Source organism: Sulfitobacter delicatus (assembly GCF_900102535.1).
GTDB classification, from domain to species: domain Bacteria; phylum Pseudomonadota; class Alphaproteobacteria; order Rhodobacterales; family Rhodobacteraceae; genus Sulfitobacter; species Sulfitobacter delicatus.
In genome coordinates this window covers 118,938-135,286 of the sequence record NZ_FNBP01000004.1, presented here as the reverse complement: position 1 = coordinate 135,286, position 16,349 = coordinate 118,938, and the positions used below count along the sequence as shown (strand labels likewise).

The window sequence follows — 16,349 nt, the reverse complement described above, 5'->3', positions numbered from 1 at the left end:
TCTTTGACAAGTTGCACGCCCGGTCATCGGGCCTTGCGCCAAGAGGTACATCACGCACAGAGGTTTGACCAGCGTCAGCCCGTAAGCATGACCGGTTGCCGCTCACCCGCCGCGAAACGACGCAGCACGGCGGGATAAAGCCGGTGTTCTTGCACCAATACGCGCTCGGCCAGCATCTCGGGCGTGTCGCCCGGCCGCACGGGAATGCGCGCTTGGCCAAGGATCGGCCCGTCGTCGAGCGCCGCTGTCACCTCATGCACCGTGCAGCCGTGCTCTGTATCACCAGCTTCAAGCGCGCGGGCATGGGTGTGCAGCCCGCGGTATTTCGGCAGCAGCGACGGGTGGATGTTGATCATCCGCCCGGCCCAAGCATCGGTAAAGCCTTCGGTCAGCTTGCGCATGAATCCGGCGAGGCAGATGATGTCAGGCGCATGGGCCTTCAAAGCCGCACTTAACGCCGCCTCAAAAGCCGGGCGGTCTTTGCCGTAAGGGCGGTGATCGACGACCTCGGTCGCAATCCCCTGCCCCTGCGCCCAGGCAATTCCGCCAGCGTCCGCGTTATTGGACAGCACCAAACAGGGCCGTCCCGCATGATCGCCGGTCATATCCTCAACCAGCGCCCGCATGTTGGAGCCACCGCCCGAGATGAAAATCGCAACCCGTTTGGTCAAAGCAGCGCGCCGCTATAGCTGACGCCGTCACCTTCGGTGATCCGCCCGATTTCGATTGCTGCATGGCCATCTTCCGCAAAGGCGGCTTTGGCTGCGTCCAGTTTATCAGCAGGAACCACAGCGACCATGCCGATGCCGGCGTTAAAGGTCTTGAGCATCTCGGCCTCGGCCATACCACCCTGCGCGGCCAACCATTTGAAGACCGGCGGCAGTTCCCAAGCGTTCAGATCAATCACGGCTCCCAGCCCTTCAGGCAGCACACGTGGCAGGTTTTCCGTCAGCCCGCCGCCGGTGATATGCGCGAGTGCGGAAACTGCATCGGCCCGCAGCGCCGCGACCGCGCCTTTAACGTAAAGGCGCGTAGGCGTGAGCAGCGCGCTGCCCAGATCGCCTTCACCCCAAGGGCAGTCGTCGCCCCAGCCCAAACCACTGCGCTCAACGATCTTGCGCACGAGACTGTAGCCGTTGGAATGCACACCGTCGCTGGGCAGACCGAGGAGTACGTCTCCGGCTTTGACGTCACGCGGCAGTTCCGTGCCGCGCTCCATCGCGCCCACCGAGAAACCCGCCAGATCGAAATCGCCCGCGTGGTACATGCCCGGCATTTCAGCGGTCTCGCCGCCGATCAGGGCACAACCGGAATCCGCGCAGCCCTTAGCGATCCCCTCAATGATGCGCGCCGCGCTGTCGAGTTCCAGCTTTCCGGTTGCGAAGTAATCAAGGAAAAAGAGCGGCTCGGCGCCCTGACACACCAGATCGTTGACGCACATGGCAACCAGATCGACGCCGATGCTATCGACATTGCCGGTGTCGATGGCGATCCGCAGCTTGGTGCCAACACCATCGGTTGCGGCGACGAGCACCGGATCGGTAAAGCCCGCGCCTTTCAAATCAAACAACGCGCCAAAGCCACCGAGCCCCGACATAACCCCCGGACGCGCCGTGGATTTTGCTGCGGGTTTGATCCGCTCGACCAGTGCGTTGCCAGCGTCGATATCGACGCCTGCCTCGGCATAGGTGATTCCGTTATCCGATTTCGTCATCGCATGGCCCCCGGCGCAGATTTCCCTTGCGCGCGGAGTTAGAGTATTGCGGCACAAGCTGCAATGATTTGGTGCAGCTAATGTCTTGACGCCCCGGCTGCGCCGTCATACCCAAACGCCATGGCGGGCCTGTAGCTCAATTGGTTAGAGCAGAGCGCTCATAACGCTTTGGTTGCGGGTTCAAGTCCTGCCGGGCCTACCATACTTCCAGATAGTTCGCTGGAACCGCCGTCAGCTTCTGTCGTTCGCTGACTTGAGGAAAGCTAGCGCCGCGGTTGCAGGCGCTTGCCCCCCATCCTATCGCAGTTTAGGCCGTCACTTTCGCAAGGCCATCGGCGAGCATTTCCCAAACTCTACGCAGCCGTGGTGTGTGGCGCATTGCTTCATGGGTGGTTAGCCATACCGGAAGCCTTGGCAAGAGAAGGTCCAGTTCCACCTCTTCCATGCCGGGCCAGCCCCTGCCAACGCCGGCATGCACAAAGCCGAGACCGCAGCCCGCGCGAACCAGCTCCCAATAGACCGCGTCGTTATCGCAGCGCGTGGCAAACCACTGGCGTGAGAGCTTGATCCCGGCTGTGCGGAACCCGTCGAGTATCTCAGGCTTGGTGTCATAGCCAACGAAGTCATGGGAGAGCAGATCTTCTAGGGTTTCCGGCCTGCCGCGACGCTCAAAATAGTCCTGCGACCCGAAGATGCCGAGTTCGATATCACCGAGATGCCGTGTCACGAGGTCGAGCTGACGCGGTCGATACATCCGCACGGCAATATCCGCTTCCCGAAACAGCAGATTGCTGGTGCTGTCCGAAGGAACAAGGTCGATCTGAATATCCGGCTCGGCTCTACGAATATCAGCGACGACATCAGGCAGGTGATACATCGACATCGCAAGGCTGGCCGTGATGCGGACGGTCCCGCTGAGGCCAGCGCTTCGGCCCGAGGCTGTCAGTGCAATGCGATGGGCAGCCTCTTGCATTGCCCGCGCAGGTTCGATCAATGCCGCGCCTGTTTCGGTCAGTTCAAACCCCTTCGGGCGGCGGTGGAAAAGCTCCACGCCAAGCTGTGCCTCTACCGTCTTTACCTGTCGCCCCAGTGTAGGCTGGGAGATGCCGAGCAGCCGCGCGGCGCCGGACAACGACCCGGTATCCGCCACGGCGAGAAACCCGCGAACCAAGGACCAGTCAAGCGAGATGAGCGAACCCTCCATTCAATAATGAATACATGATGTTCGATCTTGGGCAATTCCTATTCGCAATTGAAAGGATAAAACTTCAGATGGAAACATGAAGGAGACGACGATGCCCACTGTCCTGATACTCGGCGCCAACGGTAAGATTGGCAGCCATTCCGCGATCGCTTTTGCCGATGCCGGCTGGTCCGTCCGCCGCTATGTGCGTGGAACAGATATGACCGCTGCAGCACTGGGATGTGATGTGCTCATCAACGGGCTAAACCCGCCCGCCTATCACGACTGGGACCGGATCGTACCAGCGATCACCAAACAGGTTATCGCTGCAGCACAGGCCTCTGGCGCGACTGTGATCATACCTGGAAACCTCTATAACTTCGGCGATCAAGCTGGGGTGTGGTCCGAAAACACGCCGCAGCGTCCCGCGGCGCGAAAAGGGCAAATCAGAGTGGAAATGGAAGAAGCCTACCGCGCCGCCGGTGTACGCACTGTGATCCTACGCGCTGGCAATTTTATCGACCCCAATCACAACGAAGACGTCATGTCCTCGGTATTGCTCCGAAACATCAAGCGAGGCGTAATCACACTGCCGGGGGACGCCAGCGTTATGCAGGCATATGCTTATGTGCCGGATTGGGCGCGTGCGGCGCTAATGCTCGCTGAAAAGAGAGACAGCCTCGCGACATTCGAAGACGTGCCCTTCCCCGGGCACGCGTTCACCGCGGAGGATCTGAGACATGCGCTAGAGGGTATCATGGGCCAGCACCTTAAGTTCAAACGGTTTCCATGGTGGGCGATGGCACTTCTGTCGCCGGTATGGGAATTGGCGCAGGAATTGAGTGAGATGCGCTATCTCTACAACACAGCGCATCGCCTTTGTTCCAAGAAGTTCGATGCGCTTTTGCCAGATTTCCGCCCGACCGAAACGTTGACCGTCATGCGCTCTGGCTTGCCAAAAGATATCGTGACCGAAGGCCACAGTGTCGGCGCAGGGTATTCTGCCGCACAATAGGGGATGACCCGAAAGTCGGTGGTTCGGCAGAACGACGAACCACCTGCCCCCAAACTATTCCGTCACCGCTTGGCGCTGACATGCCAGTTCATCGTCATTTCGACCACGGTGTCGCCTGCCTCGTTGCGGATGTCGACCGTCACGTCGAAGGCAACTTTGCCCTCGTCCTGCAATGCGATCAGCAATTCCGCACCGGGGCGAGAGGTTTGCGCATGGGCGGTCAGCGTCCCTTCGGCGATGCGTTTGAAGGCAATCTGCCCCATCGCCGCGACGGGGCGCATGTCCATAATGACGGGCGCGATCGCTCCCGCCATTGCAGCACCCGAAGCCGATTCGCCCAAGGTAAACATCGCGCCTGCGTGTTGGGTGCCGATGTGGTTCGAGGTTTCATGCCTTTGCACCAGTTCGGCGCTGGCAGTGCCGTCGCCAATTTCAAGCAATTTGACACCCACATGATTGGCGAATGGAACAGCGGTATCAAGGTGGGATTTGATCATGTCGTAAGGGGTCATGGGGGCGCTCCGATTAAGATTTGGCCCACTGTGACAAATGGCCCTTTGCCAAGCAATCCTGCCGCCGGGTCACCGCGCGATGACGATATCTGCCCGCAGCCCGCCGAGCCGCGTCGATTCGCCCAGCCGCAGCACACCGCCATGCGCCCGCGCGATGTCCGTCGCGATAGCGAGGCCGAGCCCGACACCACCGCCCTTGTCCTGATTGCGCGAAGGATCGAGGCGCGAGAAGGGTCGCGTGGCTTCTTCGCGGCGATTTTCGGGAATCCCTGGACCGTCGTCTTCGACCCGAATGCGCAGCGTGCGATCGCTGAGCATGACCGACACCTCCGCCCGCGCACCATAGCGCACGGCGTTGGAGATAAGATTGTCCACGGCCCGACGCATCGCCACGCGGCGCAACTTGACCGTGCCTTCGCCCTCGCCCTCCGGCGGAAGGAGAACCACCGCCCGCCCGGCCCGCTGGGCGTCTTCAACGATCTCGGTCACAAAATCGAGCGGGGCCACACGTTCCGGCTCCCCTTCGGCAGCACCTTTGGCGAAGTTGAGAAATTCATCCAGCATCCGCTGCATGTCATCGACGTCGGCCAAAAGCGGCGCCGCGTCTTCATCGTCGATCATCGACAGGCCAAGCCGCATCCGCGTCAGCGGTGTGCGTAGGTCATGGCTCACGCCGGAGAGCATAAGCGTGCGCTGCTCAATTTGCCGTTCAATCCGGGCGCGCATGTCGACAAAGGCATTGCCCGCTGCGCGTACCTCAACCGCACCCGCAGGTGTGTATGGTTCATGCCGGCCTCGGCCAAAGGCTTCGGCCGCGCGGGCCAGTCGCTTGATCGGGCGCAATTGGTTGCGCAGATAGATCGACGCGACGAAAGAAAGTAAAACCCCGAAAAAGAGTGTATAAACAAACAGCTGATGTGGGTTCGACGCCGAAATACGCCGCCGCTCGAACTGTATCCGCAGTGGCCCCTTTGAGCTTTCGAGATAGAGCACCACAAAATCATCATCGCTGAGGTCCACCGATTGCAGCCCGGGCATGGCTGCTTTCAGCCGGGGGGTGAGCACCCTCCCGGAATAATCGTACCACAGCATGCTGTCGTCTTGCGGCAAGGGGCGGTTCACAGGTGTCACGATAAAATCAAGGGGTCCGGCGCGTTCCTCAACCGCCTCGGGAACCGTTTCCGCATCAGGCGCCGCGTCCACCGCTAGCATGACCAGTTCCAACTCGCGCAGGACGACGTCGGTCATCTGGTCGGTGACTCCCTCGAAATGCCGATGTGCAAAGACCAGTATGACGACCAGTTGCAACAGCAAGATCGGCAAGAGCAAGATCAGCGCGGCGCGTCCGTAGATGCCGCGCGGCACATATCGTTTGAGCCAGGCAAAATTCATAGCTAGACCTTAGCCAGCCCCCTGCCCCTGCGAAAGGTGAAACCATGCTGCCGCCCGATGACTTTGACCCCGAGATCGGCCAAGCCGACTTGCTTGAGCCCGGGCTGCGCCGGATTGTGGCACCAAACCCTTCGCCGATGACCTATCGCGGGACCAATACCTATCTTATCGGCACCACGGATATCGCCGTCATTGACCCCGGCCCCGACAGTCCTGCTCATCTGGAAGCGATCCTTGCGGCCATTGAGCCCGGTCAACGCATCAGCCATGTCATTGTCACCCATACACATCTTGATCATTCGCCGCTCGCGCGTCCCTTGGCAGACTGCTCCGGCGCGCCTGTCTACGCCTTCGGAGACGCCACCGCAGGACGCTCACCGATCATGGACGAATTGGCCAGTGCCGGTCTGATGGGGGGGGGCGAAGGCGTCGATCACGACTTTGAGCCGGACCACTTGATCGCAGACGGCGCTGTCATAGAGGGCGACGGCTGGGCCTTAGAGGCGCTGCACACGCCGGGACATATCGGCAACCACCTCTCTCTGGCCTTTGGCGACGCCTGCCTGACAGCAGACCACGTGATGGGCTGGGCGACCTCGCTGGTTTCACCTCCGGACGGCGACCTGACCGACTTCATGGCCTCCTGCGAACGTTTAATAGAACGGGATTGGCGGGTGTTTTACCCCGGCCACGGTGCGCCGATTACGGAGCCCCATGCACGGCTTTCATGGCTGGTTGCCCACCGGAAGTCCCGCGAAGCCTCGATACTCGAAGCACTGCGCAACCAAGACGCAACCGCTGCCGAACTCGCCGCGGCCATCTACACAGAAACCCCGCCGGCGCTGCTGGGCGCGGCTATGCGAAACGTCCTTGCCCATCTCGTCGATCTGACCGGGCGGGGACTGGTGTCGCCTATGGGAGCCTTACACGCAGAAGTTCGCTTTCAGCACAACTCATAGGCGAAGCGGCCCGAATCCGTCGCAAAATCGCAACGAAAGACGCATTCTCGGCACAATTCAGCCCTGTTTTGGACCTTTACGGCGCTCAAGCTCGTTTCATGGGTGAAGCAACTCACCCACCGAGCAGCAAAGGAGCTACCCGATGGCCCGTCTCGACAGAACCTCGCAAGAGCAGAAACCTGCGCCTAAGCCGCAGCCGACACCCAAGTCCACCTCGGCCCGCCCGCCGCAGAAGCCGACACCGATCTTTACCGACTACGCGAGCATCTGACGCCGGTTGACCTGATGCCGGATGGGGCCGGCAGGACGGCGGAACCCTATGCCCTCATTTCGCGTTTATGCTTCAGTGCAACAACGCAGGTATCCTATGTCCGCCCATCCCCACACCCACGAAGCTGACCTCGCCCGCCTGCGCCGCTTGGCGCAGAATATGGACAGTGCTTTCAAGCTTCCCGTCGTCGGCGTGCGCATGGGCTGGGATTCGATCCTTGGCCTTGTACCGGTGGTTGGCGATACGCTGGCCTTGCTCCCCTCCGCCTATATCATGAAAGAATCGCACCGAATGGGCGCGCCAAATAGCGTCCTTGCGCGGATGGCTGTGAATGCAGGCATCGACTATGTGATCGGGTCGGTGCCGCTTGTAGGTGACCTGTTCGATATCGGCTGGAAGTCAAAACTGCGCAATGTGGACCTTCTTGAAAAGCATCTTCAGAAAGAAGCCGCGAAGGTCCCGCCGACGGGTGAAGTTGAGGGTCGCATGTCCTCACATCATCCCACGCTGAACAACTGAACACGCGGAAACGAAAAAGGGCTGCCCGAGAGCAGCCCTTTCGCATGTCGTGTAAGCCCGTGGCCTAGCCGACCAGTTCAAGACCGGAGAAGAAGTAAGCGATCTCAACAGCCGCTGTTTCCGGCGCATCGGAACCGTGCACGGAGTTTTCGCCAACGCTTTCAGCGAATTCGGCGCGGATGGTGCCTTCGGCGGCGTCCGCAGGATTGGTCGCGCCCATGACTTCGCGGTTCTTCGCGATGGCGTCTTCACCTTCGAGAACCTGTGCAACGATTGGCGCGGAGGCCATAAACTCGCACAGTTCGTCATAGAAGGGACGCTCGGCGTGCACCTTGTAGAATTCGCCCGCCTGGGCCTTGGTCAGGTGGATGCGCTTTTGCGCCACGACGCGCAGGCCGGCGTCTTCGAATTTCTTGACGATGGCACCGGTCAGGTTGCGGCGGGTTGCGTCGGGCTTGATGATCGAGAAGGTCCGTTCGAGGGCCATTGGCTGTACTCCATAGCGGGTGTTGATTTGCGCGCTCCCTAGCATGGGGTCTGACCCATGAAAAGCCGTGATTGACCTTCCGCCCCGCTTGCGCCAAACGGCGTCCATGTTACGCATTTCAGAAATCAACTACTCCGTCGAAGGCCGCCCCCTGTTCGAGGAAGCCTCCGCTGTGATCCCCGAGGGGCACAAGGTCGGCATCGTCGGGCGCAATGGCGCGGGCAAGACGACGCTGTTCAAGATCATCCGCGGCGAGCTGACGCTCGACGGCGGCGACATCTCCCTGCCCTCGCGCGCCAAGATCGGCGGCGTGGCGCAGGAGGTGCCCTCGTCCGAGACCTCGCTTATCGACACGGTGCTGGAAGCCGACGTCGAACGCGCGCGTCTTATGAAGGAGTCCGAGTCCGCCGAGGACCCGACCCGCATCGCTGACATCCAGACCCGTCTGGCCGATATCGATGCATGGTCCGCCGAGGGCCGCGCCGCGTCGATCCTCAAGGGTCTGGGCTTTGACGACGAAGAGCAACTGATGCCCTGCTCGGCTTTCTCGGGCGGTTGGCGGATGCGTGTGGCGCTGGCGGCGGTGCTCTTTGCCCAGCCCGATCTGCTGCTGCTCGATGAGCCGACCAACTACCTCGACCTTGAAGGCGCGCTCTGGCTCGAAAACTATCTGGCGAAATACCCCCACACCGTGCTGATCATCAGCCACGACCGCGGGTTGTTGAACCGCGCCGTGGGCGGCATCTTGCACCTCGAAGACCGCAAGCTGACCTTTTACCAAGGCCCCTACGATCAATTCGCCCGCCAGCGCGCTGAGAAACGTGCGCTGCAAACCGCCATGGCCAAGAAACAGCAGGCCCGGCGCGATCACATGCAGGCCTTTGTTGACCGCTTCAAGGCCAAGGCCAGCAAGGCCAAACAGGCGCAGTCGCGTGTGAAGATGATCGAGAAGATGGACATGATCACCGCGCCCGAGGATGTCGCGCGCAAGGTCTTCACCTTCCCCGAGCCCGAGGAACTGTCGCCGCCGATCATTAATATCGAAAACGGCTCCGTGGGCTATAGCGACGGCAACCCGGTGCTGACGCGGCTGAACCTGCGCATTGACCAAGACGACCGCATCGCGCTTTTGGGCAAGAACGGTCAGGGTAAATCGACCTTGGCCAAGCTCCTGTCAAACCGTCTGCCGCTGATGGCGGGCAAACAGGTCAACTCCAGCAAGCTGCGGGTGGGCTTCTTTGCCCAGCACCAAGTCGATGAACTGATCGTCGAAGAAACGCCGCTGCAGCATATGATCGCGGCCCGTCCGGGCGTTATGCAGTCCAAGCTGCGCGCCCAATTGGCGGGCTTTGGCCTTGGCCCTGAACAGGCCGAGACCGAGGTCGGGCGGCTGTCGGGCGGGCAAAAGGCGCGTCTGTCGCTGCTCTTGGCGACGCTACACGCGCCGCATCTGCTGATCCTCGATGAGCCGACCAACCACCTTGATATCGAAAGCCGCGAAGCACTGGTCGAGGCGCTGACGCGCTATTCTGGTGCGGTGATCCTCGTCAGCCACGACATGCACCTTTTGTCGTTGGTTGCCGACCGGCTGTGGCTGGTGTCGAACGGCACGGTGAAGCCCTACGAGGACGATCTCGAGGCCTACCGCAAAATGCTGCTGACGCCAGAAAAGCCGGTCAGCAAGAATCCGTCGAAACAGCCCAAGCAGGCCCCCAAGCCCAAACGCGCCAGCCGCGACGAGGTGCTGGCCCTGCGCTCTGAAGTCCGCAAGGCTGAGGCGCGGATGGAAAAGATCAACGAGATGCGCGACAAGCTGGCAAAGAAACTGGCCGACCCTGCCCTCTATGAAGACACCAAGACCGGCGAGCTTGAGGTCTGGAACAAGAAATACGCCGAAGTGATGGAGGCGCTGGACCGCGCTGAAATACTTTGGATGGGCGCGCAGGAAAAGCTGGAAAAGGCCACGGCCTAGGCAGCTTGCCCTGACCAATCGCCCTATGCGGGCAAAATTTACCAAAGAGGGGTCGCTTGTTCGGCCCCTCTTGTGCAATCTGACGGCGCTTAGCCCCGCAAAGGACAGCAGATGACCTTCGACACCGCCTATATGATCACCGCCCTTGTCACGATGTTCGTGGTGATCGACCCCATCGCCATCGCGCCTGTCTTCCTTGCCCTCACCCGAGGCATGAGCAAAGCGCAGCGCCGCCTGATCGCGTGGCGTGCTGTGGGCGTAGCCGGGATTATTCTGCTGGTGTTTGCCGCCTTTGGCGAAGCGGTGCTGAATTTTATCGGGATCTCCATGCCCGCCTTCCGCGTCGCCGGGGGCATCTTGCTGTTCATCACCGCCCTCGACATGCTCTTTGACCGCCGCACCAAACGGCGCGAGGACCGGGCGGACGAAGACGACCACGACGATCCGTCGGTCTTCCCCATGGCCATTCCGCTGATCGCGGGCCCCGGCTCCATCGCCTCGGTTATCCTGCTGACGGGCGAGAAACCCGGTGGCGAAGGCTTGATCACGATTATCGTCATCAGCGCCCTGACCCTGATCGTCATGGCCCTGACCATGCAGGTCAGCAGCGCGCTCGAGCGAGCGATGGGCAAAACTGGGATCAACATCGTGACCCGCCTACTGGGCATGCTGCTGGCGGCGCTTTCGGTGCAGTTCGTGCTCGACGGACTTGCTGCCTTCGGCTTTGGGCCCGGCCCCACGCCCGGCTGACAAATCGCCTGACGCTCCCTATATCTGTCCTACAAGGGGGCAGTATGGCCAATATCGACACCGCACATCTGATCTATCTCATCGTCCTGCTGGCCATGCTGGCGGGGTGGTTCTTTTTGCAAAACCGCCCCTCCATGAACAAGACGCTGCAACAGGCCGCTGTGTGGGGGCTGATCTTTACCGGCGCGGCTGCGGGCGTGGGCCTGTGGCAGGACATCAGCCGCGATTCCGCGCGTCAGCAGATCAGTGTCACGGAACAGGGCCAAATCATCCTACCGCGCAGCCGCGACGGGCATTACTACCTCACGGCCCGGGTTAACGACACGCCGGTCCGCTTTGTCGTGGACACCGGGGCGACGGACATCGTGCTGACCAAGAGTGACGCCGCGCGCATCGGGATCGACCCTGAGGGTCTCGATTACCTCGGTCGCGCGGGCACGGCGAATGGCGAGACCCGCACGGCCTATGTGCGGCTGGACGAGGTCGTTGTCGGTGATGCGGTGGACCGCGATGTGCCTGCCGTGGTGAACGATGGAATCATGTCTCAATCGTTGCTCGGTATGGGGTATCTCCAACGCTGGGGACGCATCGAAATCAGCCAAGGCGAGTTGCGATTGACGCGCTGATGGCAACAGTAAGTTACATCCAAAAAGATTAGGCGAAATAAAGCCATTTGCCTCAAATTCACGCCGCATTTGACAGTATTTGACCTAATTCACGCCTTTTTTCGTCACTAGCCGCTCCTCAGTACCCACATTTATGTAGGAGTTTTATCAATGCTATTGACCAATGTTCTGACCCCGAGCCAACCGAGCCGGAACCAAACCCCGCCCCCTGAGAGCCAGCCAACGGAGCCGGCGCAGGAGGAGCAGACGCAGTCTGAAACCACATCCACCGGATCGGGCAGTGCGGCCCAGCCGAGCGCCTCTTCCGAAAGCACGACAACTGTCGCAGCTGTGCAAGAAGGCGAATTGGCGAAACCTGTCGTACAGGAAGCGAAACTGTCGGATGCTGAGAACGAAGCTTTCGCTCGGGCCGCCGCACAGCGCAACGTCGACAGCATCCGCACGCGCGCGCTGATCGACGGTATCTCGCCCGTGAACAACAACGCGCTGCAGGCTGCCAAATCCTACCTTACGCCGGTAGAGCCGAAAGAGGCGATGGCCGAGGCTGATAGCCAAACCCCGGCCCGTAGCGAGGCCGCTTCGCTCGACAAAGCCGCCTGACCCAAGCGGGAAGCGGGGGCCCTCAGCCCTTGCTTCCTGCCTGTTCGCTGAGAAACTAGGTCTGCGCCTTCATTTCCCAGCGGCCACTTTCCTCGGACCAATATTGCGCCGAAGCACCTTGAGCCTTTAGCCGCTTCCACTGGCCTCGCGCTTGATCCAGCGCCGCCGGGTCATGGCCATCAAAGAGCACACAGACCCTCTCCATCTCCGCGACTTCACTGGCCGAGACCTCTGCACCGTGAACGGCCATTATGCAGTCGGGCTTGTTCGGCGCGCTATCTTCCAGGGTCAGCAGCACCGGTTGGTGCGCATCCTGCGGCCCGCCGACCAGACCGTGAGGTAGGAAACTGTCTTCGGAGAAGGTCCAGAGCGCCTGATCCAGTGCCGCGAGACCTTCACGGTCGGTCCCCCGCAGCGCCACGCGCCAGCCGTTGGCGAGCGACTTTTCCAGCAGCATCGACAGCGTTTCGACCAGAGGTCGCTGGGTCAGATGATAGAAATAGGCCGCCCCCATGTCCGGTTCAGTCCTTCTCGAACTGATCCGCGACCAGCCGGTTCAGCGCCGCAACGCCCCAGCCCGTGGCCCCTGCGGGTGCGAGGGTGGTTTCGGATTTCATCGAAGCGACCCCGGCGATGTCGAGGTGGATCCACGCAGTGTCTTCTTTGACAAAACGCTTCAGGAATTGCGCCGCGGTGATCGATCCAGCAGGCCGCCCGCCAATGTTCTTCATGTCGGCAATGCGGCTCTTCAACTGATCGTCATAGCCCTGCCCCAGCGGCATCCGCCAAGCGCCTTCGCCCTCGGCCTTGGCGGCCTTCAGGAAGGCGTCGCAAAGCTTGTCGCTGTTCGAAAAGACCCCTGCGTTTTCATGACCCAGCCCGATGATGATCGCGCCGGTGAGGGTCGCGAGATCGATCATCGCCTCCGGTTTGAACCGTTCCTGCGCGTACCACATCACGTCGCAGAGCACCAAACGGCCTTCGGCGTCGGTGTTGATCACCTCAACTGTGTCGCCCTTCATGGATTTAATCACGTCGCCCGGGCGGATCGCATTGCCCGAAGGCATGTTCTCAACAATGCCGACAAGCCCCACGACATTCGCCTTGGCCTTGCGCCGCGCCAGCGTGCGCATCACGCCCGAGACCACGCCAGCGCCGCCCATGTCCATGGTCATGTCTTCCATGCCAGCGCCGGGCTTGAGGCTGATGCCGCCGGTGTCGAAAACAACGCCCTTGCCAACCAGCGCCAGAGGCGCCGCGTCCTCCGCGCCGCCCTCCCACCGCATAACAACGACTTTCGATGGGCTGTCGGACCCCTGACCGACGGACAAAAGCGTGCGCATGCCGAGGCTTGCAAGCTCTTCTTCGTCCAGCACTTCAACCTTGAGGCCGAGGCTTTCCATCTCGACCAGTTGCTCGGCAAAGCTGGTGGTGGTCAGCACGTTGGCCGGGGAATTGGTCAGATCGCGCGTCATAAAGGCACCCTCGGCCACGGCCAGCAAGGGGGCGGCGGCTGCAGTCGCATCCTCGGGTTTGGAGCACATGACCTCGACGCTGCCTTTGCGCGGCTTCGGGGCGGATTTCTGATCTTGGAAAGCGTAGTCACGCATCGCCAGACCAAACGCCACTTCCGCTACGCGGCGCGTGCCTGCAGCCAGCATCAGCACATCGCTATCGCCCCGCAGTTTCGCCAAGGCCGCACCGGCCTTGCGCGCCTCCTGCACATCTGCCTGCCGTGGCAAATGCACCACGTCAACGGCGTCAGCAGCCATGCCAGACGGATACGTGAGGCTGAGCGCTTCGCCCGGTTTCAGATCGGCAAAACGCTTGCCTTCGATCAGCCGGGCCAAAGCACCTTTAGTCAGTTTGTTGACCCGCCGCGCCCCCGCGTCCAGCCGGCCAGAAGGCTCAAGAAACACCGCAAGCCGCCCCGCGTGGCCCGCGATCCGGTCGATGTCTGTTTCGGCAAAGGTGATGGGGGTCAGGTCTGTCATTGCGTGCCTCTTATTTGGTTTGGCCCAGACCTAGCCTGCTTGAGACCGCATGACCAGATAGCAGTTTTCCCGCCCTCAGAATTGCTTTAACGTCAGGGCAAACGCCGTCAGAGCATCTTGGGGGATCGCAGTGGCACGAATTGACCGCTACATGCTGTCGCAACTTCTGGTGATGTTCGGGTTCTTCTCCCTCGTACTGGTCGCGCTGTTCTGGATTAACCGTGCGGTGGTCTTGTTTGACCGGCTGATCGGAGATGGCCAGTCTGCGCTGGTGTTTCTTGAGTTCACCGCGCTCGGCCTGCCCAAGCTCATTGTCACCGTCCTGCCAATCGCGACCTTTGCTGCCTCGGTCTATGTAACCAATCGCATGTCGGCCGAATCTGAATTGACAGTATTGCAGGCTGCGGGCTCCGGCCCTTGGCGCTTGGCCCGTCCGGTTTTTATCTTTGGGCTTTGTGTGGCGTTGATGATGACGGTGCTTAGCCATTTCCTCGTTCCTATGGCGCAGGCTCAATTGAAAGAACGCGAGGTTGAGGTGTCGCAGAACCTGACCGCGCGGTTGCTGACCGAAGGCACCTTTTTGCATCCCACAGACGATGTGACCTTCTATACCCGCGCGATCGACACAGACGGAGTTCTGCGGGACGTGTTCCTGTCGGACCGACGGGATCAGGCAGAGGGCATCATCTACACCGCCGCGGAAGCCTATCTTACGCGCAATGGTGAGGCCACGACGTTAATCATGGTCGATGGCATGGCCCAGCGGCTCAATATGGTGAACAAACGTCTGGCCACGGCCAAGTTCAGCGATTTCTCCTTCGACATCACACCGCTGGTGGGCAGTTCTGATGATATCAACCAATCCGCTGCCGCGATGATCACTCCGGCGCTGCTCTATAATTGGAAGGCAATTGCCGAGCGGACGGGCGCGAGCGAAGGCGATGTCGCTGAGGAATTGCACGGGCGTTTCGCACAGCCGCTGTTCTGCATTGTCGCTGCGATGATCGGCTTTGCGACCCTGATCCTCGGCGGTTTTTCCCGGTTTGGCGTTTGGCGCGAGGCGGTCATCGCCTTTGCTCTTCTGATCGCCATTGACGGGACACGGGGCACGCTGGTCGCGCAGGTGCGGGAAACTGCGGCGCTTTGGCCCTTGGTCTACCTGCCGTCTCTGATCGGCGCCGTGCTGGCCATCACCATGCTCTGGCAAGCCGCGCATCCGCGCTGGTCACGCCGTCTGCGCAATCGGGGGGCCGCGGTATGATTTTGCACTTCTACTTTGCCCGCCGCTTTATGATCAGCTTTCTGGTGATCACTGCGGTGCTTGCGGCACTTGTCATATTGGTCGACGGGGTCGATCAAGCGCGGCGCTTTGCCAATGACGATGTGAGCTGGGGCCAGATCTTTGGCATGACGCTGCTGAACCTCCCACAGAGCCTGAACCTAATCCTGCCGCTCATCATGATCCTCGCCACCGTGGCGCTGTTTCTCGGCCTCGCCCGGTCGTCCGAACTGGTGGTGACCCGTGCCGCGGGGCGTTCGGCCTTGCGCGCGTTGCTGGCGCCCGTTGGAGTTGCGCTGATTATCGGTGTGCTGGCCGTGGCGATGCTGAACCCGATTGTCGCGGCGACGAGCGAACGAGTCGAGCAGTTGACGCAAAGTTACCAGTCGAATGGACGCTCTGCGTTATCGGTCAGCGATGAAGGTCTGTGGTTGCGGCAAGGCGATGCGGATGGGCAATCCGTGATCCGGGCATGGCGCACCAACAGCGATGCCTCGGTGCTCTACAACGTCACGATCATCACCTATGAACCAGACGCGGGTCCAACGCGGCGGATCGAGGCCGAAAATGCACGGTTGGTTGACGGCGAATGGCGCCTGCGCGGGGCCAAGGTTTGGCCCTTGATCAGCGGAGTGAACGCTGAAGGGGCGTCTGAAGAGCACGAGAGCCTCGTCCTTCCTTCCTCACTAACAGTTGAGCAGATCCGCGAGAGCATCGGCAGCGCCGGAGCCGTGTCGATCTACGCGCTGCCAGACTTCATTCGCCAGCTTGAACAGGCTGGTTTCAGCAGTCGTCAGCATAAGGTTTGGCTGCAGGCCGAATTGGCCCGTCCCCTATTTCTTGTAGCGATGGTTCTGGTTGCGAGCGCATTCACCATGCGCCATACCCGTTTTGGGGGGACCGGTGTTGCGGTCCTGGCGTCGATTTTGCTGGGGTTCGGTTTGTATTTCATTCGCAGTTTCGCTCAGATCCTTGGGGAAAACGGACAAATCCCGGTGGTCCTCGCCGCCTGGGCCCCGCCAATCGCCGCGATCTTCCTAGCGCTCGGCCTTTTGCTACATGCGGAGGACGGCTGA

Annotated in this window: 18 protein-coding genes and 1 tRNA gene; 11 read left to right on the top strand and 8 right to left on the bottom strand. The window is 61.0% G+C overall.

Translation table 11 applies throughout. The annotated features are described in order from the left end of the window. Positions 1 to 74: 74 nt before the first annotated feature. Both purN and purM read right to left on the bottom strand, forming a co-directional pair. Positions 75 to 671 carry a phosphoribosylglycinamide formyltransferase gene (gene purN, locus BLS57_RS09200; protein ID WP_093741493.1) on the bottom strand — a complete coding sequence of 199 codons (597 nt, stop codon included), beginning with the start codon at positions 669 to 671 and terminating at the stop codon, positions 75 to 77. Next, entirely contained in the window at positions 668 to 1,714 is a 1,047-nt protein-coding gene (gene purM / locus BLS57_RS09195; RefSeq protein ID WP_093741491.1) for a phosphoribosylformylglycinamidine cyclo-ligase, read from the bottom strand. The genes purN and purM overlap by 4 nt, the downstream gene beginning before the upstream one ends. Before the next feature lie 125 nt (positions 1,715 to 1,839). Here purM and BLS57_RS09190 point away from each other — a divergent pair. Continuing rightward, a tRNA-Ile gene (locus BLS57_RS09190) sits at positions 1,840 to 1,916 on the top strand. A gap of 105 nt (positions 1,917 to 2,021) precedes the next feature. Here the strand turns inward: BLS57_RS09190 and BLS57_RS09185 are convergent. After that, positions 2,022 to 2,918, bottom strand: a complete 897-nt coding sequence (locus BLS57_RS09185) for a LysR family transcriptional regulator (protein ID WP_093741489.1) — start codon at positions 2,916 to 2,918, stop codon at positions 2,022 to 2,024. A gap of 91 nt (positions 2,919 to 3,009) precedes the next feature. Here BLS57_RS09185 and BLS57_RS09180 point away from each other — a divergent pair, with 91 nt between their 5' ends. Continuing rightward, entirely contained in the window at positions 3,010 to 3,912 is a 903-nt protein-coding gene (locus BLS57_RS09180; protein WP_244153639.1) for an NAD-dependent epimerase/dehydratase family protein, read from the top strand. A gap of 62 nt (positions 3,913 to 3,974) precedes the next feature. Here the strand turns inward: BLS57_RS09180 and BLS57_RS09175 are convergent, their stop codons facing one another. Together BLS57_RS09175 and BLS57_RS09170 are read right to left on the bottom strand one after the other, a co-directional pair. Further along, a complete protein-coding gene (locus BLS57_RS09175) occupies positions 3,975 to 4,424 on the bottom strand; it encodes a DUF4442 domain-containing protein (protein ID WP_093741485.1) in 450 nt (149 codons plus the stop codon). Between the two features lie 69 nt (positions 4,425 to 4,493). Next, complete coding sequence (locus BLS57_RS09170) at positions 4,494 to 5,816, bottom strand: ATP-binding protein (protein WP_093741483.1); 1,323 nt, start codon at positions 5,814 to 5,816, stop codon at positions 4,494 to 4,496. A 44-nt stretch (positions 5,817 to 5,860) separates the two neighbouring features. Here BLS57_RS09170 and BLS57_RS09165 point away from each other — a divergent pair, with 44 nt between their 5' ends. From BLS57_RS09165 to BLS57_RS09160, 3 genes are all read left to right on the top strand, one after another. Beyond that, complete coding sequence (locus BLS57_RS09165) at positions 5,861 to 6,775, top strand: MBL fold metallo-hydrolase (protein ID WP_093741481.1); 915 nt, start codon at positions 5,861 to 5,863, stop codon at positions 6,773 to 6,775. Positions 6,776 to 6,917: 142 nt separating this feature from the next. Next, positions 6,918 to 7,046: a hypothetical protein gene (locus BLS57_RS20035; protein ID WP_279626437.1), complete on the top strand. Its 129-nt coding sequence runs from the start codon at positions 6,918 to 6,920 to the stop codon at positions 7,044 to 7,046. Positions 7,047 to 7,142: 96 nt separating this feature from the next. Continuing rightward, positions 7,143 to 7,565: a DUF4112 domain-containing protein gene (locus BLS57_RS09160; protein WP_093741479.1), complete on the top strand. Its 423-nt coding sequence runs from the start codon at positions 7,143 to 7,145 to the stop codon at positions 7,563 to 7,565. 64 nt (positions 7,566 to 7,629) lie between these two features. Here BLS57_RS09160 and ndk read toward each other — a convergent pair whose 3' ends face one another. After that, positions 7,630 to 8,052: a nucleoside-diphosphate kinase gene (gene ndk, locus BLS57_RS09155; RefSeq protein ID WP_093741477.1), complete on the bottom strand. Its 423-nt coding sequence runs from the start codon at positions 8,050 to 8,052 to the stop codon at positions 7,630 to 7,632. Positions 8,053 to 8,158: 106 nt separating this feature from the next. Between ndk and BLS57_RS09150 the strand changes: the two genes are divergently transcribed. From BLS57_RS09150 to BLS57_RS09135, 4 genes are all read left to right on the top strand, one after another. Then, on the top strand, positions 8,159 to 10,024 hold the full coding sequence (locus BLS57_RS09150) for an ABC-F family ATP-binding cassette domain-containing protein (RefSeq protein ID WP_093741475.1): 1,866 nt from the start codon (positions 8,159 to 8,161) through the stop codon (positions 10,022 to 10,024). Positions 10,025 to 10,135: 111 nt separating this feature from the next. Further along, entirely contained in the window at positions 10,136 to 10,774 is a 639-nt protein-coding gene (locus BLS57_RS09145; protein ID WP_093741473.1) for a MarC family protein, read from the top strand. A 44-nt stretch (positions 10,775 to 10,818) separates the two neighbouring features. Next, a complete protein-coding gene (locus tag BLS57_RS09140) occupies positions 10,819 to 11,400 on the top strand; it encodes a retropepsin-like aspartic protease family protein (protein WP_093741471.1) in 582 nt (193 codons plus the stop codon). Between the two features lie 150 nt (positions 11,401 to 11,550). Beyond that, positions 11,551 to 12,000, top strand: a complete 450-nt coding sequence (locus BLS57_RS09135) for a hypothetical protein (protein WP_093741470.1) — start codon at positions 11,551 to 11,553, stop codon at positions 11,998 to 12,000. 55 nt (positions 12,001 to 12,055) lie between these two features. Here BLS57_RS09135 and BLS57_RS09130 read toward each other — a convergent pair whose 3' ends face one another. Both BLS57_RS09130 and BLS57_RS09125 read right to left on the bottom strand, forming a co-directional pair. Continuing rightward, positions 12,056 to 12,514, bottom strand: coding sequence for a DNA polymerase III subunit chi (locus BLS57_RS09130; protein WP_093741468.1), 459 nt, complete (start codon positions 12,512 to 12,514; stop codon positions 12,056 to 12,058). A 7-nt stretch (positions 12,515 to 12,521) separates the two neighbouring features. Further along, positions 12,522 to 13,994 (bottom strand): leucyl aminopeptidase, encoded by a 1,473-nt coding sequence (locus tag BLS57_RS09125; protein WP_093741465.1) that lies wholly within the window; start codon positions 13,992 to 13,994, stop codon positions 12,522 to 12,524. 130 nt (positions 13,995 to 14,124) lie between these two features. On the opposite strand from BLS57_RS09125, the gene lptF reads away from it, so the two are divergent. Both lptF and lptG read left to right on the top strand, forming a co-directional pair. Next, positions 14,125 to 15,255, top strand: coding sequence for an LPS export ABC transporter permease LptF (gene lptF, locus BLS57_RS09120; RefSeq protein ID WP_093741462.1), 1,131 nt, complete (start codon positions 14,125 to 14,127; stop codon positions 15,253 to 15,255). Beyond that, a complete protein-coding gene (gene lptG / locus BLS57_RS09115; RefSeq protein ID WP_093741459.1) occupies positions 15,252 to 16,349 on the top strand; it encodes an LPS export ABC transporter permease LptG in 1,098 nt (365 codons plus the stop codon). The genes lptF and lptG overlap by 4 nt, the downstream gene beginning before the upstream one ends.

What these genes read in the sequence shown, in the direction of transcription:
- purM (WP_093741491.1), bottom strand. Translation starts at nt 1,714, where the DNA reads ATGACGAAATCGGATAACGGAATCACCTATGCCGAGGCAGGCGTCGAT.
- BLS57_RS09185 (WP_093741489.1), bottom strand. Translation starts at nt 2,918, where the DNA reads ATGGAGGGTTCGCTCATCTCGCTTGACTGGTCCTTGGTTCGCGGGTTT.
- BLS57_RS09180 (WP_244153639.1), top strand. Translation starts at nt 3,010, where the DNA reads ATGCCCACTGTCCTGATACTCGGCGCCAACGGTAAGATTGGCAGCCAT.
- BLS57_RS09175 (WP_093741485.1), bottom strand. Translation starts at nt 4,424, where the DNA reads ATGACCCCTTACGACATGATCAAATCCCACCTTGATACCGCTGTTCCA.
- BLS57_RS09170 (WP_093741483.1), bottom strand. Translation starts at nt 5,816, where the DNA reads ATGAATTTTGCCTGGCTCAAACGATATGTGCCGCGCGGCATCTACGGA.
- BLS57_RS09165 (WP_093741481.1), top strand. Translation starts at nt 5,861, where the DNA reads ATGCTGCCGCCCGATGACTTTGACCCCGAGATCGGCCAAGCCGACTTG.
- BLS57_RS20035 (WP_279626437.1), top strand. Translation starts at nt 6,918, where the DNA reads ATGGCCCGTCTCGACAGAACCTCGCAAGAGCAGAAACCTGCGCCTAAG.
- BLS57_RS09160 (WP_093741479.1), top strand. Translation starts at nt 7,143, where the DNA reads ATGTCCGCCCATCCCCACACCCACGAAGCTGACCTCGCCCGCCTGCGC.
- ndk (WP_093741477.1), bottom strand. Translation starts at nt 8,052, where the DNA reads ATGGCCCTCGAACGGACCTTCTCGATCATCAAGCCCGACGCAACCCGC.
- BLS57_RS09150 (WP_093741475.1), top strand. Translation starts at nt 8,159, where the DNA reads ATGTTACGCATTTCAGAAATCAACTACTCCGTCGAAGGCCGCCCCCTG.
- BLS57_RS09145 (WP_093741473.1), top strand. Translation starts at nt 10,136, where the DNA reads ATGACCTTCGACACCGCCTATATGATCACCGCCCTTGTCACGATGTTC.
- BLS57_RS09140 (WP_093741471.1), top strand. Translation starts at nt 10,819, where the DNA reads ATGGCCAATATCGACACCGCACATCTGATCTATCTCATCGTCCTGCTG.
- BLS57_RS09135 (WP_093741470.1), top strand. Translation starts at nt 11,551, where the DNA reads ATGCTATTGACCAATGTTCTGACCCCGAGCCAACCGAGCCGGAACCAA.
- BLS57_RS09130 (WP_093741468.1), bottom strand. Translation starts at nt 12,514, where the DNA reads ATGGGGGCGGCCTATTTCTATCATCTGACCCAGCGACCTCTGGTCGAA.
- BLS57_RS09125 (WP_093741465.1), bottom strand. Translation starts at nt 13,994, where the DNA reads ATGACAGACCTGACCCCCATCACCTTTGCCGAAACAGACATCGACCGG.
- lptG (WP_093741459.1), top strand. Translation starts at nt 15,252, where the DNA reads ATGATTTTGCACTTCTACTTTGCCCGCCGCTTTATGATCAGCTTTCTG.